19 protein-coding genes are annotated in these 21,905 nt (G+C 73.5%); 15 read left to right on the forward strand and 4 right to left on the reverse strand.

Annotated elements, in window-relative coordinates; genetic code table 11:
* The first annotated feature begins 45 nt into the window (after positions 1–45).
* From recG to mutM, 9 genes are all read left to right on the forward strand, one after another.
* Complete coding sequence (gene recG, locus C7C46_RS14740; protein ID WP_110669699.1) at positions 46–2,268, forward strand: ATP-dependent DNA helicase RecG; 2,223 nt, start codon at positions 46–48, stop codon at positions 2,266–2,268.
* Positions 2,269–2,361: 93 nt separating this feature from the next.
* Complete coding sequence (locus C7C46_RS14745; protein WP_110669701.1) at positions 2,362–2,871, forward strand: hypothetical protein; 510 nt, start codon at positions 2,362–2,364, stop codon at positions 2,869–2,871.
* A gap of 127 nt (positions 2,872–2,998) precedes the next feature.
* Entirely contained in the window at positions 2,999–3,562 is a 564-nt protein-coding gene (gene rsmD / locus C7C46_RS14750; RefSeq protein ID WP_110669704.1) for a 16S rRNA (guanine(966)-N(2))-methyltransferase RsmD, read from the forward strand.
* Positions 3,563–3,618: 56 nt separating this feature from the next.
* Complete coding sequence (gene coaD / locus C7C46_RS14755) at positions 3,619–4,107, forward strand: pantetheine-phosphate adenylyltransferase (RefSeq protein ID WP_110669706.1); 489 nt, start codon at positions 3,619–3,621, stop codon at positions 4,105–4,107.
* A 75-nt stretch (positions 4,108–4,182) separates the two neighbouring features.
* Positions 4,183–5,331 carry a cell division initiation protein gene (locus C7C46_RS14760; RefSeq protein ID WP_110669708.1) on the forward strand — a complete coding sequence of 383 codons (1,149 nt, stop codon included), beginning with the start codon at positions 4,183–4,185 and terminating at the stop codon, positions 5,329–5,331.
* 186 nt (positions 5,332–5,517) lie between these two features.
* A complete protein-coding gene (locus C7C46_RS14765; protein ID WP_110669710.1) occupies positions 5,518–6,255 on the forward strand; it encodes a YceD family protein in 738 nt (245 codons plus the stop codon).
* A gap of 2 nt (positions 6,256–6,257) precedes the next feature.
* Complete coding sequence (rpmF, locus tag C7C46_RS14770; RefSeq protein ID WP_030275709.1) at positions 6,258–6,431, forward strand: 50S ribosomal protein L32; 174 nt, start codon at positions 6,258–6,260, stop codon at positions 6,429–6,431.
* 19 nt (positions 6,432–6,450) lie between these two features.
* A complete protein-coding gene (rnc, locus tag C7C46_RS14775) occupies positions 6,451–7,233 on the forward strand; it encodes a ribonuclease III (protein ID WP_110669712.1) in 783 nt (260 codons plus the stop codon).
* Between the two features lie 11 nt (positions 7,234–7,244).
* A complete protein-coding gene (gene mutM / locus C7C46_RS14780) occupies positions 7,245–8,117 on the forward strand; it encodes a bifunctional DNA-formamidopyrimidine glycosylase/DNA-(apurinic or apyrimidinic site) lyase (RefSeq protein ID WP_110669714.1) in 873 nt (290 codons plus the stop codon).
* A gap of 60 nt (positions 8,118–8,177) precedes the next feature.
* On the opposite strand, the gene C7C46_RS14785 is transcribed toward mutM, so the two are convergent.
* The 3 genes from C7C46_RS14785 to C7C46_RS14795 form a co-directional block, all read right to left on the reverse strand.
* Positions 8,178–9,092, reverse strand: a complete 915-nt coding sequence (locus C7C46_RS14785; RefSeq protein ID WP_110669717.1) for a hypothetical protein — start codon at positions 9,090–9,092, stop codon at positions 8,178–8,180.
* 82 nt (positions 9,093–9,174) lie between these two features.
* The gene (locus tag C7C46_RS14790; protein ID WP_245984422.1) at positions 9,175–10,776 is read right to left on the reverse strand and encodes an LCP family protein; all 1,602 of its coding nucleotides are present in this window, start codon (positions 10,774–10,776) and stop codon (positions 9,175–9,177) included.
* A complete protein-coding gene (locus C7C46_RS14795; protein WP_110669719.1) occupies positions 10,769–11,326 on the reverse strand; it encodes a DUF6542 domain-containing protein in 558 nt (185 codons plus the stop codon). The genes C7C46_RS14790 and C7C46_RS14795 overlap by 8 nt, the downstream gene beginning before the upstream one ends.
* A 298-nt stretch (positions 11,327–11,624) precedes the next feature.
* On the opposite strand from C7C46_RS14795, the gene C7C46_RS14800 reads away from it, so the two are divergent.
* The 5 genes from C7C46_RS14800 to ftsY all read left to right on the forward strand — a co-directional run bounded on the left by C7C46_RS14800 (position 11,625) and on the right by ftsY (position 19,189).
* Complete coding sequence (locus C7C46_RS14800; RefSeq protein WP_110669723.1) at positions 11,625–13,022, forward strand: transmembrane domain-containing protein; 1,398 nt, start codon at positions 11,625–11,627, stop codon at positions 13,020–13,022.
* 76 nt (positions 13,023–13,098) lie between these two features.
* Entirely contained in the window at positions 13,099–13,377 is a 279-nt protein-coding gene (locus C7C46_RS14805; RefSeq protein WP_110669725.1) for an acylphosphatase, read from the forward strand.
* Between the two features lie 387 nt (positions 13,378–13,764).
* Complete coding sequence (locus C7C46_RS14810; protein ID WP_110669727.1) at positions 13,765–13,968, forward strand: hypothetical protein; 204 nt, start codon at positions 13,765–13,767, stop codon at positions 13,966–13,968.
* Positions 13,969–14,160: 192 nt separating this feature from the next.
* Entirely contained in the window at positions 14,161–17,781 is a 3,621-nt protein-coding gene (gene smc / locus C7C46_RS14815) for a chromosome segregation protein SMC (RefSeq protein WP_110669729.1), read from the forward strand.
* A 238-nt stretch (positions 17,782–18,019) separates the two neighbouring features.
* The gene (ftsY, locus tag C7C46_RS14820; RefSeq protein ID WP_110669731.1) at positions 18,020–19,189 is read left to right on the forward strand and encodes a signal recognition particle-docking protein FtsY; all 1,170 of its coding nucleotides are present in this window, start codon (positions 18,020–18,022) and stop codon (positions 19,187–19,189) included.
* Between the two features lie 63 nt (positions 19,190–19,252).
* Here ftsY and C7C46_RS14825 read toward each other — a convergent pair whose 3' ends face one another.
* Positions 19,253–19,948, reverse strand: a complete 696-nt coding sequence (locus C7C46_RS14825) for a bifunctional DNA primase/polymerase (protein ID WP_110669732.1) — start codon at positions 19,946–19,948, stop codon at positions 19,253–19,255.
* Between the two features lie 320 nt (positions 19,949–20,268).
* On the opposite strand from C7C46_RS14825, the gene nsdA reads away from it, so the two are divergent.
* Complete coding sequence (gene nsdA / locus C7C46_RS14830; RefSeq protein WP_110669734.1) at positions 20,269–21,726, forward strand: transcriptional repressor NsdA; 1,458 nt, start codon at positions 20,269–20,271, stop codon at positions 21,724–21,726.
* The last annotated feature ends 179 nt before the right edge of the window (positions 21,727–21,905 follow it).

Genomic DNA, 21,905 nt, shown 5'->3' on the forward strand with positions numbered 1-21,905 from the left:
TCGCGCGGCAGGTGCTGTCCCCGCCGTGGTGTTCCATTGGATCCGATGGCTGCTCTCGACGAACCCCTGACCAAGCTGGTCGGCCCGCGCACCGCGAAGGCGCTGGCCGACGGCCTGAAGCTGCACACGGTCGCCGACCTGCTGCACCACTACCCGCGCCGGTACGCCGAACGCGGCCAGCTGACCAGCCTGGACGAGCTGGAGGTGGACGAGCACGCCACCGTGCTGGCCCGGATCGAGAAGGTCACCCTGATCCCGTTCCGCGGCCGCAGGGGCGACCGGCTGGAGGTGGTCGTCACCGACGGGCGGGCCCGGCTCACGCTGGTCTTCTTCAACCAGGGCTGGCGGCAGAAGGAGCTGCGGCCGGGCGCCCAGGGCCTGTTCGCGGGCAAGGTGGGCGTCTTCAACCGGACCCGCCAGCTGGCCTCGCCCGACTACCAGCTGCTGGACGAGGAGGAGGGCTCCACCGCCGCCGAGCAGTTCGCCGGCCGACTGATCCCGGTCTACCCGGCCAGCGCCCAGCTGCCCAGCTGGAAGCTGGCGCTGGCGGTGCAGACCGCGCTGGACAAGCACCTGGGCGATGTCGGCGAGCCGCTGCCCGCCGCGCTGCGCGCCGAGCGCGGCCTGATCCCGCTGCCCGAGGCCCTGGAGCTGATCCACCGTCCGCGCAACCAGGCGGAGTTGGAGCGGGCCAAGGAGCGGCTGCGGTGGGACGAGGCGTTCGTGCTGCAGGTCGCGCTGGCCCAGCGCCGGGCGGCCGCCGCGGCCTCGCCGGCCGTGCCGCGCCGGCGGGTGCCGGGCGGGCTGCTGGACGCCTTCGACGCCAAGCTCCCGTTCACCCTGACGGACGGTCAGCAGCGGGTCGGCGCCGACCTCTTCGCCGATCTGGCCACCGAGCACCCGATGCACCGTCTGCTGCAGGGCGAGGTCGGCTCCGGCAAGACCCTGGTGGCGCTGCGCGCGATGCTGGCCGTGGTGGACGCCGGCGGCCAGGCCGCGCTGCTGGCGCCCACCGAGGTGCTGGCCCAGCAGCACCACCGCTCGATCGTGGAGATGATGGGCGAGCTGGCCGAGGGCGGCATGCTCGGCGGCTCCGAGCTGGGCACCAAGGTGGTGCTGCTGACCGGCTCGATGGGCACCGCGGCCCGCCGCCAGGTGCTGCTCGACATGGCCTGCGGCGACGCCGGGATCGCCATCGGCACCCACGCGCTGATCGAGGACAAGGTGCAGTTCCAGGACCTGGGCCTGGTGGTGGTGGACGAGCAGCACCGGTTCGGTGTCGAGCAGCGGGACGCGCTGCGGGCCAAGGGCGGCCAGCCGCCGCACCTGCTGGTGATGACCGCCACCCCGATCCCGCGCACGGTGGCCATGACGGTCTTCGGCGACCTGGAGACCTCGGTGCTGGACCAGCTGCCGGCCGGCCGCTCGCCGATCTCCACCCACGTGGTGCCGGCCCTGGAGAAGCCCAACTTCCTGGCCCGGGCCTGGGAGCGGATCCGCGAGGAGGTGGGCAAGGGCCACCAGGCCTACGTGGTCTGCCCGCGGATCGGCGACGAGGAGCCGGAGAAGCCGAAGAAGCGCCGGGCCGCCGAGGCGGACCCGGAGGAGCCGGGGGAGTCGGCCCAGGACGGGGGCGCCGGCAGCGAGGAGCGCCGGCCGCCGCTGAGCGTGGTGGAGACGGCCGAGCAGCTGACCCGCGGCCCGCTGGCCGGGCTGCGGGTGGAGATCCTGCACGGCCGGCTGGCCCCCGAGGCCAAGGACGAGGTGATGCGCCGGTTCACCGCCGGGCAGGTCGACGTGCTGGTGGCCACCACGGTGATCGAGGTCGGGGTCAACGTGCCCAACTCCACCGCCATGGTGATCATGGACGCCGACCGGTTCGGCGTCTCCCAGCTGCACCAGCTGCGCGGCCGGGTCGGCCGGGGCGCCGCGCCGGGCCTGTGCCTGCTGGTCAGCGAGATGCCCGCGGGCAGCGCCGCCCGGGCCCGGCTGGACGCGGTGGCGGCCACCCTGGACGGCTTCGAGCTGTCCCGGATCGACCTGGAGCAGCGCCGCGAGGGCGACGTGCTGGGCCAGGCCCAGTCCGGGGTGAAGTCCTCGCTCAAGGTGCTCTCGGTGCTGGAGGACGAGGAGGTGATCGCGGCCGCCCGCGAGGAGGCCGTGCGGCTGGTCGCCGCCGACCCCGAACTGACGGACCACCAGGACCTGCGCGCGGAGCTGGCCGGCCTGGTCGACGCGGACCGGGCGGCCTACCTGGAGAAGGGCTGAGCCGGCGCCGGTTGTCAGTACCCCAAGAGAGAATGAAGGTGTTCAGGGCGCACCTCAAGGAGCGCTCCTGGCACGAGAATTGGGGGTCCTGTCATGGCATTCCGTCACCTCAACGAGCTCCCGCTGGGCGACAAGGTCTTCCGGGTCGAACTGGCCAGCGAGGACGACCGCGAAGTCACCCTCACCCTGACCGGCTGGCGCGAGGGCCACGCGGCCAGCCCGCTCGCCGCCGGCAAGCTGCGCCTGCCGGTGGAGGACGTGGCCAACCTGCGGATCGCGCTGAACCGGGCGCTGCGCGCGCTGGCCATCGTCGCCGACGTCTCCGAGCCGATCCCCGACCGCGACGTGCTCCGTGAGCTCTACCCCGGCCACGGCGCCCCCTGGGTGCCGCAGCACGAGGAGGAGCTGACCCGCCGGTTCCACGAGGGCGAGACCATCGCCCGGATAGCCGCCCGGTTCGGCCGCACGCCGGACTCCGTCCGGACCAAGCTGCGCGAACTCGGCCACGACCCGCGCCGCCCCGAATTCTGCCCGCCCGACGGCTGCCTGTCCTGGTCCCGCTACGCCTCGCCCACCCTGCTCGGCTCGGTGGCCCAGGAGTAGTCCCCGGCGCCCCGCCCACCCCGCACCGCCCCCTCCGGTCCGACCGGCAGGGGGCGCTGCCGTATAGCGTGGTCGGGCAGCGACGAGCGGCAGCGCAGAAGAGCAGGAGAGAGGCGGCCCACCCACCATGACCCGCGTGATCGCCGGGGCGGCCGGCGGCCGCCGACTGGCCGTACCGCCCGGCCGGGGCACCCGTCCCACCTCCGACAAGGCCCGCGAGGCGATGTTCTCCACCCTGGAGTCGCTGCGCGGCACGCTCGCCGGGGCCCGGCTGCTGGACCTGTTCGCCGGCTCCGGCGCGGTCGGCCTGGAGGCGCTGTCCCGTGGCGCGGCGCACGTGCTGCTGGTGGAGGCGGACCAGGCGGCGGCCCGGGTGGTGCTGGCCAACGTGCGGACGGTCGCGCTGCCCGGCGCCGAGGTGCGGGCCGAGCGGGCCGAGCGGGTGGTGGCCGGGGCGCCCCCGCAGTCCCCGTACGACCTGGTCTTCCTGGACCCGCCGTACGTGCTGCCGGATGCCGAACTGCGCGAGATGCTGATCACACTCCGGGCCGGAGGCTGGATCACCGACGACGCACTCGTCACCGTGGAACGCAGCACCCGGGGCGGCGAATTCGCTTGGCCCGGGGGCTTCGAAGCACTCCGCTCCCGCCGTTACGGCGAGGGCACCCTCTGGTACGGACAGGCCGTCTGACCCTCATCGGTCGGCACTGCCCGCCGGGCCCCACACCGAAAGGGACACCCACCCTCATGCGCCGCGCCGTCTGCCCGGGTTCGTTCGACCCGATCACCAACGGGCACCTCGACATCATCGAGCGGGCCTCGCAGCTCTACGACGTGGTGCACGTCGCCGTGCTGATCAACAAGAACAAGGCGGGACTGTTCTCCGTCGAGGAGCGGATCGCGCTGATCGAGGAGGTCTGCGCCGGGTACGGCAACCTGCAGGTGGAGTCGCACCAGGGCCTGCTGGTGGACTTCTGCCGCGAGCGCGGCATCCCGGCCATCGTCAAGGGCCTGCGGGCGGTCAGCGACTTCGACTACGAGCTGCAGATGGCCCAGATGAACCGCGGCCTGACCGGGGTGGAGACGCTCTTCGTGCCGACCTCGCCGACCTACAGCTTCCTCTCCTCGACGCTGGTCAAGGAGGTGGCCTCGTACGGCGGTGACGTCTCGCACCTGATCCCGCCGGCGGTGCACCCGCGGCTGATGGAGCGGCTCGCCGAGCGAGCCGCCGGGTAGCGGACGGCAGGGTCGGGATTCTGACGTACAGTCTGTATCCCCGTCTTGCGGTACTCACGGAAAGACAGAAGCCCCGTGGACGTGCAGAACAGAGTCGACGAGATCATCGCCGTGGTCGAGAACGCCCGAGCGATGCCGATGTCGGCCTCCTGTGTGGTCAACCGCGCCGAGCTGGTCGCCCTGCTGCGTGACCTGCGTGAGGCGCTGCCGGCCGAGCTCGCCCAGGCCCAGTCCGTGGTGGCCGACCACGAGCAGATGGTGGCCGGCGCCCGGGACGAGGCCGAGCGGATCATCCAGGGTGCGCACGCCGAGCGCGGCTCGCTGATCTCCGACACCGAAGTGGCCCACCGCGCCAAGGCGGAGGCGGACCGGATCCTCGCCGAGGCCCGCAGCGAGGTGCAGGCCAAGCGCGAGGAGGCCGACGACTACGTCGACAGCAAGCTGGCCAACTTCGAGGTGGTGCTCACCAAGACGCTGGGCGCGGTCGGCCGCGGCCGCGACAAGCTGCGCGGCGAGGGCAACTACGAGGCCGAGGACGGCGAGGAGTTCCAGCCGCACGCCAGTCCCAGCCCCGAGGTCGACGAGTACGTCGACGCCAAGCTGGCCACCCTGCAGGCGGTGCTCTCCGGCACCCTGGAGGCGGTCGGCCGGGGCCGGGACAAGCTGCTCGGCAAGAAGCCGGTCGACGAGCTGGCCGCCTACCTGGCCGCCGCCGACGAGGCCCAGCAGCTCAGGGACCGGGCCGAGGCGGTGGCCGCGGGCTTCTCCGACGAGGAGGAGCGGCCCTGGTACCGCGAGGAGGAGCAGGCCTGGCCGGAGCAGACTCCCGTGCAGGCCGGCTGGCAGGCCGCGCCCGGTGAGGCCGCCTACGTCCAGGGCTACCAGCAGAGCCAGGAGTACCAGCAGCAGCCGGTGGCCTACCAGGACGCCTACGGCGGCGGCTACGACCAGGGCACCGGGCAGTACGCCGTCCACCCCGGCTACGAGGGCTACCCGCAGCCGCAGCAGGCCGACCCGTACGCGGCCGGCTACAGCTACCCGCAGGAGCAGCAGCACGGCTACCAGCCGGTGCCCCAGCAGGCCGAGTACCAGCAGCAGGACTACGGCTACCAGCAGCACGCCGCCCCCCAGCAGCACGCTCCGCAGCCGGCCCTGGACGAGACCAGCTTCTTCGACACCAGCATGATCGACATGACCCGGCTGCGGGAGCTCGGCGGCCGATAGGCCGACGTCAGGCAGCCTTTTCCCCCGTCGCGGCCCCCGGCATGAACTCTCGGCTTACCGGCCGAAGGCCGGGGGCCGCTCCGCGACAGGCACAGGATGCCCGTCGCAGCCAGCGCCTGGTGGCGGCCGGGGCCGAAGTTGGGCCTGGGCGTGCTCTCGGGTAGTCTGACACCTCCGGCCTTTGGGATGCCGACTGTTCGGCTGCCCGCGCACCAGCGCTCCGAGCGCCGGACCACCCGCCAGACCAACGCGCAGCGCAGCGATGCGCCCGCCACCAGGAAGTCAGGAACCGTGAACCGCCTCGACCACCGCGACCCACTCGTGTTCGACACGCACGAGCTCGGCCGTCGCCCGGGCTCGATGCGCAAGGTGGAGCGGACCCTCCAGGCACCGGCGGCGTTCGGCATCGAGGACGTGATCGGCGTCCCGGTCGGCAGCGAGGTCGTGGTGGAGCTGCGGCTGGAGTCGGTGGTCGAGGGCGTCCTCGTCACGGGCACCGCCGAGGCCCACGTGGCCGGGGAGTGCGTGCGCTGCCTGGAGCCGGTCGAGGACGACCTCGACGTGGAGTTCCAGGAGCTGTACTACTACCCCGAGACCGACGAGCGCGGCCGGGTGTCGTCCCAGGACGAACAGTCCGACGAGGACGAGGAAGAGACTTACCGGTTGGAGGGCGATTTCTTCGACCTCGAACCGGTGCTGCGTGACGCGGTGGTGCTCGCACTGCCGCTGCAGCCGGTGTGCCGGGAAGACTGTCTGGGCCTGTGCTCCGAGTGCGGGGCACTGCTCAACGAGGACCCGGACCACCACCATGACGCCGCCGACCCCCGGTGGGCGGCTTTGCAGGGACTCTCCGCCGGCCACGGCGACGAGGGTGACGAGAACAGCGACACCCGTGAGGGTCTCGCCGAGAACCAGGAGAAGTAGCCGTGGCTGTTCCGAAGCGGAAGATGTCGCGCAGCAACACGCGCCACCGCCGTAGCAACTGGAAGGCTGTCGCGCCGGCGCTCGTCGCGTGCGACCGCTGCCACGAGCCGAAGCTGGCGCACATCGCGTGCCCGAGCTGCGGCACGTACAACCGTCGCCAGGTCCTGTCGGTCTGATCGGCGGGGTGACGGATCGATGTCGGACGTTCACTCCTCCCGCAAGTCGGGTCCCCGCAGAAGTGGGGGTGAACCGGGCGGCGGGCCGGCTTCGACCGCATACGACGTCCTGGAAGGGCGCCTCGGGTACACGCTCGAGCGCGCCCTTCTGGTACGTGCGTTGACTCACCGCTCGTTCGCCTACGAGAACGGCGGACTGCCCACCAACGAGCGCCTGGAGTTCCTCGGCGACTCGGTGCTGGGCCTGGTGGTCACCGACACGCTCTACCGGATCCACCCGGACGTGCCCGAGGGCACGCTCGCCAAGCTGCGCGCCGCGGTGGTCAACTCCCGCGCGCTCGCCGAGGTGGGCCGGGGCCTGGAGCTGGGTACCTTCATCCGGCTCGGCAAGGGCGAGGAGGGCACCGGCGGTCGGGACAAGTCCTCCATCCTCGCGGACACCGTCGAGGCCGTGATCGGCGCCATCTACCTGGACCAGGGCCTGGATGCGGCGACGGAGTTCGTGCACCGGCTGTTCGACCCGCTGATCGCGGAGTCCTCGCAGCTGGGTGCCGGCCTGGACTGGAAGACCAGCCTCCAGGAGCTCACCGCCTCGGTGGGGATCGGCGTGCCGGAGTACGTGGTCGAGGAGTCCGGACCGGACCACGAGAAGACCTTCAACGCAGCGGCCAAGGTGGCCGGCGAGACCTTCGGCAGCGGCACCGGCCGCTCCAAGAAGGAAGCCGAGCAGAAGGCTGCCGAGAGCGCCTGGCGCGCGATCAAGGCCAAGCACGGGGACAACTCCGCCGCGCCCGCCGCCTGAGGGGGCGAGCCGTGCCAGAACTTCCCGAGGTCGAGGTGGTCCGGCGCGGCCTGGCCTCCTGGGTGAGCGGCCGCACGGTCGCCGAGGCGCAGGTGCTGCACCCGCGCGCGGTGCGCCGGCAGGTGGGTGGCGGTGCCGACTTCGCCGACCAGCTGACCGGCCGCACCCTCGGGGTGGCCGTGCGCCGCGGCAAGTACCTGTGGCTGCCGGCCGGGGACGGGCTGGCGCTGCTCGGCCACCTCGGCATGAGCGGTCAGCTGCTGGTCCAGGACCCGGCCGGTCCGGACGAGACCCACCTGCGGGTGCGGCTGCGGTTCACCGACGGCGGGCGCGAGCTGCGCTTCGTGGACCAGCGCACCTTCGGGCACCTGGTGGTCGAACCGCTGTCCTTCGCGCCGGGCGACCCGGACGGGCTGCCGCTCTCGCTGGCGCACATCGCCCGGGACCCGCTGGACCCGTTGTTCGACGACGAGGCCTTCCTCACCGCGCTGCGGGCCAAGCGGACCACGGTCAAGCGCGCGCTGCTCGACCAGTCGCTGATCAGCGGGGTCGGCAACATCTATGCCGACGAGGCGCTGTGGCGCGCCAAGCTGCACTACGACCGGCCGACCGCCACGCTGTCCCGGCCGCTGGCCGCCGCCCTGCTGGGGCACGCCCGGGACGTGATGAACGCCGCGCTCGCGGTCGGCGGCACCAGCTTCGACAGCCTCTACGTCAACGTGAATGGCGAGAGCGGCTACTTCTCCCGCTCGCTGGACGCCTACGGGCGCGAGGACCAGCCCTGCTACCGGTGCGGCACCCCGATCCGGCGGGCCGCCTGGATGAACCGGTCCAGCTACTTCTGCCCGCGTTGCCAGCGACCGCCGCGCGGCACCGCCCTGTGAGCCGCAGCCGTCCGAGGCCTGACTCCCGGCCCGTTCCAGCCGCGGGCGCCTGACCAGGCGTCAGTGCGCGGCCGGCTCCGGTGAGCCGGCCTCCAACTGCAGGGCGCCCTCACCCTCGCCGTAGTGCGCCACCGCCACCGCGCCGGCCACCGCCAGCACGAAGCCGAGCACGCCGAGCCAGCTCAGCCCGGCCCGGGTGGCATCCCCCAGCCAGACCACCCCGACCACGCCCGGCACCACCGTCTCGCCGACCACCAGTGCGGCGGTGGCCCCGTTCACCGAGCCGATCTGCAGGGCCACGGTGTGCAGGTACATCCCGCCCACGCCGCCGACCAGGATCGCGTACAGCGCCGGATCGCTGAGCAGGCGGCCCAGGTCGAAGGGGTCGACCCCGTTCAGGATCCGCACCCCGATGCCGAGCGCACCGAAGCCCAGGCCGGAGAGCAGGCCGGCCACGATCGCCCCGCTGCGGCCGAGCCGGCGCACGAGCAGCGACCCGCCGGCGATCAGCAGCACCGAGACCAGCAACAGCCACCAGTGGGTGGCCAGCGGGGTGGTCCCGGTCCCCTCCGGGCCCGCGGCCACCGCGAGCAGTACCAGCGCGCCGCAGACCACGCCGATCGCCGCCCACTCCGAGCGCTTGAGCCGGATCCCGAGCATTTTGATGCTGCACACCGCGGTGATCACCAGGTTGGCGCTGACCACGGTCTGGGAGAGGAAGAGCGGCAGCAGCCGGGCGGCGAGCGCGCCGAGCAGGAAGCCGACGAAGTCCAGCACGGTGCCGAGCAGGAACTCCCAGGTGACCACGGCCTTGGCGGTCGAGCTCAGGCTCGGGCCGCCGTGCTCGGTCAGCTGGTCGGGCTCGGCCCGCTCGGCCTCCAGCCGGGCCGAGCGGTGTGAGCCGACGGCCTGCAGCACCGAGCCGACGCCGTAACAGGTGGAGGCGGCGACGGCGGTCACCAGGCCGATGATCACTAAGGGACTCCTGAGCGGGGTGGGTGGCTCCCACTATGCCCTGACGTGGGGTGCCGCGGCTCATCCGGTCCGCACCGCGAGGTCAGTCGACGCAGGGGATGCCGCCCATCTTCACGGCCGGGCCCTGCATCGGCAGGCCCGCGGCCGGGTCGGCGGGGGCGGCCGGAGCCGAGCTGCCCGGGGCGCTCTGGGCGCTCGGGCTCGCGGCGGGCGGGGCGTAGCCGGCGCCCAGGGTGACCTGGACGTGGCCCGCCCTGACCTGCGGGCTCGCGGTGGCGGCGACCCCGTAGCGGGCGGCGACCTGGTCGGCGGCCTCCTTCGCACCGACGCCGTAAGTCACCGTGGTCCTGGCCTGGTGCGGGCCCTGCCCGATGCGGCCCTCGGCGAAGCCCAGGGCGACCAGCGCCTTGAGCTCGCCCGCGGCGGCGCCCGGGACGCCGGAGGTGTTGGTCACGTCCACCGTGGCCGAGGACTTGGCGGCGGCGGAGGACGGCGCGGCGGGTGCGCTGGGCGGGGCGGGTGCGGAGGAGCTGTTCTCCACCGCGTCGCCGTCGGTCGGCGGCGCCGGGTCGTGGCCGATCAGCTGCTGGACGATGCGCTTGATCTGCACCGGGTCGACCTTGTTGACGTCCTGGCCGTTGATGGTGGCGAAGCCGGCGATCGGCAGCGTGTTGGCCGTGACGTGGCCGCCGGACAGGTTCGGGGCCTGCTGGGCGAAGTCCAGGACGTCCCACCGGTCGTCCAGCACCACGTCCTTCTTGACCACGCCGAAGAGCTGCTGCATCTTCCCGAAGTCGCCGATCACGCCCTTGTCCCTGAGGTTCTTCACCACCGAGGAGATGAAGGCCTGCTGACGGTGGGTGCGGTCGAAGTCGCCACCGGCCAGGTTGTGCCGCTGCCGGACGAAGGAGAGCGCCTGCGAGGCGTTGAGGGTGTTCAGGCCCTGGTGGAAGTCGGCACCGGAGCCCTGGCCCTCGATCGCCGGGTCCTTGGTGTCGTGGTTGAGGCAGACGGTGACCGGCTCGACCGCCTTGGCGATGTCGTAGAAGCCGACCAGGTTGACCTCGGCGAAGTGGTCGATCCGCACGCCGAGGAAGTTCTGCACCGTGGCCAGGGTGGCCCGGCGGCCGGCCTCCCGGCCCTGCCGCTCCAGTTCCGCCTTGGACAGCCCCTTGGGGGCCCTGGCCTCGAACATCGACTTGGCGATGCCGTAGGCCTCCTTGATCTTGTGCAGCTTCCCGTCGGCGGCGACCGTCTGGACGTAGTCGTCGCGCGGGACGGAGAGCGCGGTGACCTGGCCGCCGTTGGCGGGGATGTGCATCAGCATCAGGGTGTTGGTGTTGTACCCGCCGACCTCGCTGCTGGAGCCGGCGTGCAACTCGTCCTGGACGAACTCGCCGGGCAGGTCGTTTCCGTTCATGTCCTTGCGGCTGTCCAGGCCGATCAGCAGCAGGTTGACCGAGTTGTCCAGGCGCGGCGGGGCGTTCTTCTTGATGTCGTCCAGCGCACTGGAGGTGGTCAGCCCGCTGCGCAGGTCGTGCACCGCGTACCAGGTGGCGCCGCAGGTGGCCAGCACGGCCACCGAGGTGGCGCAGGCCACCGTGCGGCCGACCACGACCAGGCGGCGCCGGCCGGCGGCGCGCGCGGGGGCCGGACGGCGCCGAGCGGCGGAGCGGTCAGCCACGGTGGACCTCCGCGCGGCGCTCGCGGACCAGGCGCACCGCGATCACCAGCAGGGCTGCGCCCAGCGCCCAGGCCATGGTGGGGAAGCAGCCGGCGGCCCACCGGGCGAGGTCGGCCGCCACCTCCCTGCCGCCGGCGTACTTCTCGCGGTGCGCCAGGTACTCGGCGCCCGCGTACCAGGCCAGCACCACCGGGGCCACCGAGCTGAGCACCCACCACCACCCGGCCCGGCGGGCCAGCTGCGCGGCCAGCGCGAAGCCGAGCACCGTCAGCACGGTGAACCCGGGGCCGGGGGAGGAGCCGAGCAGCTCGCCGCCGAGCGCGCCGAGCAGGGGCAGCCCGAGCGCGGCGGTCACCACCACCGCAGCGGTCGGGCGCCTGCTGCGGGACCGGTCGGCCGCGCGGCCGGCGGTCCGGCTGCCGCCCCGACCCGGGCGGCCCTGGCCCGCCGGGTCCGGCTCGCGGCGGGGTGCCGGTACCGGCCCGTGCGCGCCGGTGCGCGGGCGGCGCTGATCCGCAGCCTCCTTCGGGATCATCCGCTGGCCTGCCATGTCCCTACCTCGTCCGGTCAGCCGGTCGACCCGGCGGTCGAGCCGGCCGGGGCCGGCTATGACAGTTGCGAAATCTAGCAAGCATGGGGACGACTACGGGGGAAGGACGGTTCCCGCGGCCGGGACTGTAACGCTTGCGTAAGAGAACAACATTTGATCCGACTTTGAAGAGAGCTTGGTTGACATCCTAAGCACCGTGCCCCGGTGCCGAGTTGACGGCTCGCGGGCCGGTCTGCCCGGCCGGCTGGGGTGGATGCCCCCCGAAGGTGAAGATGCGTCGAGAGGTAGCTTCTGTTTCATGAGAATCGTTCTTCGCCGTTCCTGGGCGCGCGGCCCCGCCGTCGCCCTGGCGACGCTGCTCGGGCTGCTCCTCCTGCTCGTCCCCGGCTCCGCCGTCGCGGCCGGCGGACTCGACGACGCCGCCGCCTCCCTCAAGCAGGGCAAGGTCTACGTGGACCCGGCCATGACCGGCCAGTTCTCCCAGGCCCAGGCCGACGCGCTGACCAAGAAGATCAAGGACACCGGCAAGCCGATCCTGGTCGCCGTGGTGCCGGCCGCCGGCCAGTACCCGGCCAACACCTGGATGGCCGACCTGCGGACCAAGGCCGGCATCACCGGCGTCTACGCCTTCTACCGCGGCCCGGAGTTCTCGGTCCGCGCCGACGCCTCCGCGATGGCCGCGCAGACCGTGCGGAACTACGGCCAGGCCGCCTTCGATTCGCACCACGGTGATGTCAACGGCACACTGACCGATTTCGTCACCAACGCGGCGCCGAAGGTCAAGGGGAAGGCCCCCTGGGCCTCCTCCTCGGTCAGCGCGGCCGTGATCATCGTGCCGCTGGTGCTGCTGGCCCTGGTCGGTGTCGGCATCTTCCTCCTGGTGCGCCGCTCGCGCCGGCGCAAGGCCGCGCAGCAGGCCGAGCAGCTGAACAAGCTGCGCACCGTGGTGGACGAGGACATCACCGCCTTCGGCGAGGAACTGGACCGGCTGGACTTCAGCCCCGGCGCCCCCGGTGCGGACGAGGCCCAGCGGGCCGACTACACCCGTGCGCTGGACGCCTACGAGACCGCCAAGAAGACGATGGACGCGGCCAAGAAGCCCGAGGACGTCAAGGCGGTGACTACCGCGCTGGAGGACGGCCGGTTCTCGCTGGCCACCCTGGCCGCGCGGCGCGAGGGCCGCCCGCTGCCCGAGCGCCGGCCGCCGTGCTTCTTCGACCCGCGGCACGGCCCCTCGGTGCAGGACGCCGACTGGGCGCCGGCCGGCGGCGCGGCGCGCTCGGTGCCGGTCTGCGCGGCGGACGCGCAGCGGCTGGCCACCGGCCTGGACCCGGCGATCCGCACCGTGCAGACCGAGTACGGCCCGCAGCCCTACTGGAACGCCGGCCCGGCCTACGGCCCGTGGGCCGGCGGCTACTTCGGCGGCTACGGCTCGGGGCTGCTGCCCGGGCTGCTGATCGGCACCGTGCTCGGCGAGGCCTTCTCCGGCGGTCCGGCCTACGGCTACGGCGGCGGGTACGAGCACGGCTACGACGGCGGCGGCCAGGACCGGTACGAGGGCGGAGACGACTCCGGCGGCGACTTCAACAGCGGCGACTTCGGTGGCGGCGACTGGGGCGGTGGCGGCGGGGACTTCGGCGGTGGCGGCGACTTCGGTGGCGGTGGCGGCGACTGGGGCGGTGGCGGGGACTGGTAGTCCGCGAACCGCCCGGCGGGGCCGGCCGCAGGACGGCCGGTCCCGCCGGGCGGGTGACCCGGGAGATAATCGAACGGTGCACGAGAACGTCCGAGTGACCGCCTGGGTGCGCGGCAAGGTCCAGCAGGTCGGCTTCCGCTGGTGGACCAGGGCCCGCGCGCTGGAGATCGGCCTGACCGGCTACGCGAGCAACCTGGGCGACGGCCGGGTGCAGGTGGTCGCCGAGGGCAGCCGGGCCGACTGCGACCGGCTGCTCGGCCTGCTGCGCGGCCCCGACACACCGGGCCGGGTCACCGGGGTGACCGAGATCTGGGGTACCGCCGGGGCCGGCTACCCGACCTTCGAGATCCGCTGACCCGCCGCGTTGCGCCGGCCGGGTGACCCCCGGCCGTTGAACGGTTGCGCCGTTCCTGATCTCGTGGTTGACTCCGCATCGAGCAGTGATCCACCGGATGCCGGTGGTGATCGTCGCTGCCCATGGCGTGAGTCGACCGCCATGCAGGTGACAGCGGCGTCGTAGCGCGCGGTGATCGTGTTGACCCGTACGGTCTTTGGTGAGACGCTGGAAGCCCGCGTACGCGACGGCGATTTTCGGGCAGGGTCATGCCCTGTGGCCGCACACCACAGTGTCTGACCTGTTGTGCCCAACCAGCACTGCCCCTTGTCGTGCAGCGCGTGCGTCATCCCTTCCCCTCGACCATACCGTTCTGGTTCGGTCACTCAGCGTGGAGGACCATCAATCATGGCAAAGGCGCTTCTCGGGTACGTCGGCGGTCCCGACCCGCGAATGCTGTCCGAGATGCGGCGGCTTCAGCAGCGCGTCCAGGACCTGGAGGCCGAACTCGTTCGGATGCAGGCCGAGAACGACGTGCTCATCGCTGTGGCCGCCGAGCACTCGCTGCTCGACAGCATCGAACTCGGATCCAGGGAGCCCGTGCTCACCTGATCCACGGAACCGAATCGACCGGGCCTCATCGACCGGCCGGTTTTGCCGCGCACCGACGCTAACACCCCGCGGGACGCGATCACTGGGACGCCTTGACCGGCGTCCCTTCGTCGTTCCCACGGACGTTTTCCTGAGGCTTCCCACGGCCCGGCCGGGCGAAACGGTCCGGGGGCGCCGGATACAGTTGGCCGGGTGCACCTCAAGAGTCTGACGCTGCGCGGCTTCAAGTCCTTCGCCTCGGCCACCACGCTCCGGTTCGAGCCGGGGATCACCTGCGTGGTCGGACCCAACGGCTCGGGCAAGTCGAACGTCGTCGACGCGCTCTCCTGGGTGATGGGTGAGCAGGGGGTCAAGTCGCTGCGCGGCGGCAAGATGGAGGACGTCATCTTCACCGGCACCAGCGGGCGGGCTCCGCTGGGCCGGGCCGAGGTCAGTCTGACCATCGACAACACCGACGGCGCGCTGCCGATCGACTACGCCGAGGTGACGATCAGCCGCACCATGTTCCGCAACGGCGGCAGCGAGTACGCGATCAACGGCGACACCTGCCGGCTGCTGGACATCCAGGAGCTGCTCTCCGACTCCGGCATCGGCCGGGAGATGCACGTGATCGTCGGCCAGGGCCGCCTGGACTCGGTGCTGCACGCCGACCCGATGGGCCGGCGGGCCTTCATCGAGGAGGCCGCCGGGGTGCTCAAGCACCGCAAGCGCAAGGAGAAGGCGCTGCGGAAGCTGGACGCGATGGCGGCCAACCTGAACCGGGTCCAGGACCTGGTCGCCGAGCTGCGCCGCCAGCTCGGCCCGCTGGGCCGCCAGGCCAAGATCGCCCGCCGGGCCGCCGGCATCCAGGCCGAGCTGCGCGACGCCCGGCTGCGCCTGCTCGCCGACGACCTGCTGACGCTGCGCCAGGCAGTGCAGGCCGAGGTGGCGGACGAGCTGGCGCTCAAGCTGCGCCGGGCCACCGTGGAGCAGGAGCTGCTCGGTGCCCGCCAGCGCGAGGCGGTGCTGGAGGCCCAGGTCGAGCAGCTGGGCCCGCGGCTGGAGGCCGGCCGGCAGGCCTGGTACCAGCTCTCCGCACTGATCGAGCGGACCCGCGGCACGATCGGCCTGGCCGAGGCCCGGATCCGGCACGCCACCGGCGGGGCCGGCACCGAGGAGCGGCGCGGGCGCGACCCGGAGGAGCTGGCGGCCGAGGCCGAGCGGGTCCGGGAGGAGGAGGCCGCGCTGGTCGAGGCGCTGGAGGAGGCGCAGTACGCGCTGGCCGAGGCGGTGGAGCGGCGGGCCGAGCTGGAGCGGGAGCTGGCCGCCGAGGAGCAGCGGCTGCGGGCCGCCGCCCGTGCCGCCGCCGACCGGCGCGAGGGCCTGGCCCGACTGCAGGGGCAGGCCGCGGCCGCCGCCTCCCGGGCGGCCGGGGCCCAGGCCGAGATCGACCGGCTGGCGGCGGCCAGGGACGAGGCGGTGCAGCGGGCCGCGGCGGCCCGCGCCGAGTTCGACCTGCTGCAGGAGCGGGTGGCCGGCCTGGAGAGCGGCGACGAGCAGCTGGAGACCGAGCACGAACAGGCGCGCGAGCGGCTGGCCGATGCGGAGCGCGCGCTGAGCGCCGCGCGCGAGGCATCCGGAGCGGCCGAGCGCGAGCGGGCGGCACTGACGGCCCGTCACGAGACCCTTGCGCTGGGCCTGCGGCGCAAGGACGGCACCGGCGCGCTGCTGGCCGCCGCCGACCGGTCGGCCGGGCTGCTCGGCCCGGCCGCCGAGCTGATCACCGTGGTCCCGGGGCACGAGACGGCGCTGGCCGCCGCACTCGGCGCGGCGGCCGACGCGGTCGCGGTGGCCGACCGCCCGGCCGCCGCCGCGGCGCTGCGCCTGCTGCGGGCCGAGGACGCCGGCCGGGCCGCCCTGCTGATCGCGGGCGCCCCCGAGCCGACCCCCGCCACCGCGGGCACGCTGCCGGCCGGCGCCCACTGGGCCGCCGATCTGGTGCGCGCCCCGGCCGAACTGCTTCCCGCGGTGCACCGCCTGCTCGGCGGCACCGTCGTGGTCGCCGACCTTGAACGGGCCGAGGAACTGCTCGCCGCCCACCCGGGCCTGACCGCCGTCACCGCCGACGGTGACCTGCTGGGCGCCGCCCTGGCCCAGGGCGGCGCGGCCGGTGCGCCCAGCCTGCTGGAGACCCAGGCAGCGGTGGACGCGGCCGTCCGCGAGCTCGCCGAGCTGGCCGGGCGCTGCGCCGAACTGACCGGGCAGCTGGCGGCGGCCAAGCAGGACCGCGGCGAACTGGCCGGTGAGGTCGAGCGGCTGACCGGTGAGCGGCGCCGGGCCGAGAAGCAGCGCGCCGAGGTGGCCGGCTCGCTGGGACGCCTGGGCGGCCAGGCCCGGGCCGCGGCCGGCGAGGCGGAGCGCGCCGAGGCCGCGGTGCGCCGGGCCGAGGAGGGCCGGCGGGCCGCCGCCGAGGCGGCCGAGGAACTGGCCGCCCGGCTGGAGGCCGCCGAGGAGCTGGCCGAGCAGGGCGGCGAGGAGCCGGACCCGGCCGAGCGGGACCGGCTCGCCGAGGCCGGCAGCGCGGCCCGGCAGGCCGAACTGGAGGCCCGGCTCGCGGTGCGCACCCACGAGGAGCGGGTCCGTTCGCTGGCCGGGCGCGCGGACAGCCTGGACCGGGCCGCGCGGGCCGAGCGGGAGGCCCGGGCCCGGGCCGCCGAGCGCCGCCGCCGGGCCGCGCACGAGGCGGCGGTGGCCCGCGCGGTGGCGGCCGGTGCGGGGCAGCTGCTGGCCTGCCTGGAGGTGTCGCTGGCCCGGGCCGAGGCCGAGCGCAGCACCGTCGAGCAGGCCCGGGCGGCCCGCGAGGCCGAGCTGCGGGCGGCCCGCGAGCAGGGCCGCGCGCTCAAGGACGAGCTCGACAAGCTGGTGGACGCGGGCCACCGGGACGAGGTGCTGCGGGCCGAGAAGCGGCTGCGGATCGAGCAGTTGGAGTCCCGGGCGCTGGAGGAGTTCGGCATCGAGGGGGAGGAGCTGCTGACCGGCTACGGCCCGGACCAGCTTGTCCCGCCCGCGCCGCCGGAGGACGGCCAGGAGCCGGGCGAACCGCGCCCGTACCTGCGCGCCGAGCAGGAGAAGCGGCTGCGCGCCGCCGAGAAGGCCTACCTGCAGCTGGGCAAGGTCAATCCGCTGGCGCTGGAGGAGTTCGCCGCCCTGGAGGAGCGCCACCAGTTCCTCGGCGAGCAGTTGGAGGACCTCAAGCGCAGCCGGCGCGACCTGCTGGAGATCGTGCGGGACGTGGACCAGCGGGTGGAGCAGCTGTTCACCGCCGCCTTCCACGACACCGCGGCCCAGTTCGAGGGGGTCTTCGCCCGGCTCTTCCCGGGCGGTGAGGGCCGGTTGGTGCTCACCGACCCGGACGACATGCTCGCCACCGGGGTCGAGGTGGAGGCCCGGCCGCCGGGCAAGAAGGTCAAGCGCCTGTCGCTGCTCTCCGGCGGCGAGCGCTCGCTGACCGCGGTGGCGATGCTGGTCTCCATCTTCAAGGCCCGCCCCAGCCCGTTCTACGTGATGGACGAGGTGGAGGCGGCGCTGGACGAGACCAACCTGCGCCGGCTGATCGCGATCATGGAGGAGCTGCGGGACAGCTCCCAGCTGATCGTGATCACCCATCAGAAGCTCACCATGGAGTGCGCCGACGCGCTGTACGGCGTGACCATGAAGGGCGACGGCATCTCCCAGGTGATCAGCCAGCGGCTGCGGGAGGAGCACCGGGAGCGCCGCACGGTGCCGGCCCCGCCGCGCCGGGAGAGCGCCACCGCGGCGACACCGGGCAGCTGACCGGGTGCCGCCCGAGCCGGGCCTCGCCCGTGGCGGAGCGCCGATCGCGGATACTGGCTCCTGTTGTGACTCCTCCCTCCCGGATCCGGGAGGGCTTCTCCGCGGGCCGTGCTGACCTCACGGCGGCCCGGGGAGTGCCCGGACCGGCACCGGCGGTGCCCGGCAGGGCGCAGCAGCGGGGCGGTGGAAGGTCACCGGCGCGGGGATCACCAGTCGGTCCAGTCGAAGGAGCTTGTTCGTGGAATACGTGATCCTTGCGGTAGTCATCGCCGTGATCGCCGTCGGCGCGGTCGCGGGTCTGGTGGTCACCGGCAGGCGGCGCAAGGAGCTGCCCCCGAAGCCGGCCGAGCCCGCCACCCTGGCCCCGCCGACCCCGCGCGAGCCGCAGGTCGGCGACGAGGCCGCGCCGCCGCGCGAGGCACCGGTGCAGACCGTGGAGGAGGTGCAGCTGCCGGTCGCGGCTCCCGAGATCGAGGCGCCCGAGCCCACGGCCGGCCGGCTGGTCCGGCTGCGCTCGCGGCTGTCCCGCTCGCAGAACGCGCTCGGCAAGGGCCTGCTCACCCTGCTCTCCCGGGACCGGCTGGACGAGGACACCTGGGAGGAGATCGAGGAGACCCTGCTCACCGCCGACATCGGGGTGGCCCCCACCCAGGAGCTGGTCGACCGGCTGCGCACTCGGGTCAAGGTGCTGGGCACCCGGACCCCGGCGGAGCTGCGCACCCTGCTGGCCGAGGAGCTGGTCGCGCTGATCGGCACCGAGGCCGACCGCTCGCTGCACACCGCCAAGCACGAGGACGGCCGCCCGGCGGTGGTCCTGGTGGTCGGCGTGAACGGCGTCGGAAAGACCACCACCTCCGGCAAGCTCGGCCGGGTGCTGGTGGCCGACGGTCGCAAGGTGGTGCTCGGCGCGGCCGACACCTTCCGCGCCGCGGCCGCCGACCAACTGCAGACCTGGGGCGAGCGGGTCGGCGCCCGCACGGTGCGCGGCCCGGAGGGCGGCGACCCGGCCTCGGTGGCCTTCGACGCGGTCAAGGAGGGCATCGCCGAGGGCGCGGACACCGTGCTGATCGACACCGCGGGCCGGCTGCACACCAAGACCGGCCTGATGGACGAGCTCGGCAAGGTCAAGCGGGTGGTGGAGAAGCACGGCCCGGTGGACGAGGTGCTGCTGGTGCTGGACGCCACCACCGGTCAGAACGGGCTGGTGCAGGCGCGGGTCTTCGCCGAGGTGGTGGACATCACCGGCATCGTGCTGACCAAGCTGGACGGCACCGCCAAGGGCGGCATCGTGGTCCAGGTGCAGCGCGAGCTGGGCGTGCCGGTCAAGCTGATCGGGCTGGGCGAGGGGGCCGACGACCTGGCACCGTTCGAGCCGGCCGCCTTCGTGGACGCGCTGATCGGCGACTGAGCCGCCGTCACCGCAGCCCCTCGGGCCGCTCCCCCGGCAACGGGGGAGCGGCCCGACGGCGTGTCAGGACGCGAGCCAGGCCGGCTCGGCGGCCACCACACGCTCGCGGCCGCGGTGGCAGGCGTAAGCCAGGGTGCCGAGCAGCAGCCGGGCCTGCGGCGGGCGGGCGGCGCCCTCCCGGCACGGGCGGCGCAGCCAGCGCACCGGGCCCTGGCCGGGCAGTGCGGTGGGCGGGGCGGCCAGGTAGGCGCCCTCGCCGTGGCAGGCGAGGTCGAGCGCGGCGTCGTCCCAGCCCATCCGGTAGAGCAGGTCGGGCAGCTTCTCGGCGGTGCCCAGGGCGACGAAGAAGAGCAGTCGGCCGCCCGGCGCGGCGAGCACCGGGCCGACCTGGGTGCCCATCCGCTCCAGCCGGACCAGGGCGCGCAGGCCGGCCGGCTCGGGCACGTCCAGCACGTCGAAGCTGCGGCCGGCGGGCAGCAGCACGCTGGCCCCGGCCTCGCCGTCCCACAGCGCCCGCACCTCCTGCAGGGCGGCGCCGGGCGGCAGTTCACGGACCGGGCGGCCGGGCAGCGGGTGCAGCCCGGGGGCGGCGCAGCGCGAGCGGCCGCACGGGCAGGGGCCGGCCTGCGCCCTGGCCGGGGCGGCGCCCAGGGCGACCGTCCAGCCCCAGCGGCCGACGTACTCGGCCGCGGCCAGGCACGCGGTGGCGCGGGTGCGACGGCGCGAGCCGAACCTCAGATCGCCGAACAGGTTCTCCATGCCACCCCCAACAGGTTTTGGTTGCCGGCGGTTACGGGATCGTGACGTAGTGTCAAATTCTGGCCGGAAGCGCAAATTTCACGGCGACGGCGCGCGGTGGGCGGCGCACACCAGCTCGGTACCGTGTTCACCAGTGAAGCGCTGCTGGGACTGTGGCGGCTTCACTCGCGGGGGTGGCGAATGGTGGCGTTTCCCAGCGAACCATCCCCCGGACGGCTCACGGCACGTTACGTTCGGCGTACGCACCGAGACTTGTCGGTGTGCGGACGGGTAGCGGCGGGGACCCCGGGGCCGGGGTCGGGGGGGACAGGTGACCCTGGATGGCAGAGAAGCAGCCCAACGAGAAACTGACGGCTTGGTTCACCCGCAGCGGCTGGTCCAAGGGCGAGTTCGCCCGCCAGGTCAACCGCCAGGCCCGCCAGATGGGCGCCCACCACGTCAGCACCGACACCTCCCGGGTGCGCCGCTGGCTGGACGGCGAGCAGCCGCGGGAGCCGATCCCCAAGATCATGTCAGACCTGTTCTCCGAGCGCTTCGGTTCGGTGGTCTCCGAGGAGGACCTCGGCCTGCGGGTGGCCGTCCCGGTCTCCACGGTCGCGGCCAACGGCGTGGACCTGCCCTGGAGCGGCCCGCAGACGGTCCAGCTGATCAGCGAGTACTCGCGCAGCGACCTGATGCTCAACCGGCGCGGGTTCCTCGGCACCTCGCTGGCGCTGACCGCCGGCGCCGCGCTGATCGAGCCGATGCAGCGCTGGCTGACCCCGGGCCCCAGCGGCGCGCCGGTCGGCATCCTGGCCGTGGCCAACGGCGGCGAGCCGTACACCGGCCGGCTCTCCGAGCCCGAGCTGCAGCTGCTGGAGCAGACCACCGTGATGTTCCGCCAGTGGGACGCGCAGAACGGCGGCGGCCTGCGCCGCAAGGCGGTGGTCGGCCAGCTGCACGAGGTGACCGACCTGCTGCAGGAGACCTACCCGCCCCAGGTCACCCAGCGGCTGTTCCGCCTCACCGCCGAGCTGGCCCACCTGGCCGGGTGGATGTCCTACGACGTGGGCATGCACCCCAGCGCGCAGAAGTACTACGTGCTGGCGCTGCACGCGGCCAAGGAGGCCGGCGACCGCCCGTTCGGCGCACTGATCCTGACCGACATGGCCCGCCAGATGATCCACCTCAACCGCGGCGAGGACGCGCTGGAGCTGATCCACCTGGCCCAGTACGGCAGCCGGGACACCGCGCCGCCGCGCCAGCAGGCCCTGCTCTACGCGATGGAGGCCCGCGCCTACTCCAACACCGGCGAGGTGAACCGGTGCGCCCGCGCGGTCCGGCTGGCCGAGGACACCTTCAGCGACACCGGCTCGGTCGAGCAGGACCCGGACTGGCTGCGCTTCTTCACCAAGGCCGAGCTCTACGCGGAGAACGCGCACTCCTTCCGCGACCTGGCCTACCACTCCAGCCGCAGCCCGCGGTACGCCTCGCTGGCCGCCCCGCACATGGAGACCGCGGTCGACCTGTTCCGCCAGGACATGGAGAACCACACCCGCTCCTACGCCTTCAACCTGGTCGGGATGGCCAGCGTGCACCTGCTGCAGGGTGAACCGGAGCAGGCGGCGGTGATCGCCGAGGAGGCGGTGGAGATCGCCGGAAAGGTGCGCTCGGAGCGGCTGAACACCCGGGTGCGCAAGACCACCGAGGCGGCCAACCGGGACTACCGCTCGGTTCCGGCCGTCGGCCGGCTGGCCGAGCTGGTGGTCGAGCAGATCCCGGAGTACGAGGCGGTCTGACCGGGGCCGCGCCGCGGACCCGGGGTGATCGTCCGGACACCCCGGGTGGCGTGCGAGGGCACGGTACCCCTGTTTCTGTCATGGCGCGGCCGTAGTTCACGTACCCGTAACTGGGACGTCAGCCGTGTCACGATGGCGAAACACCGAGCCGCACTGGCCGAAACCCGCCCCCGGCACTC

This window comes from Streptomyces tateyamensis (assembly GCF_003205575.1).
GTDB lineage: Bacteria > Actinomycetota > Actinomycetes > Streptomycetales > Streptomycetaceae > Kitasatospora > Kitasatospora tateyamensis.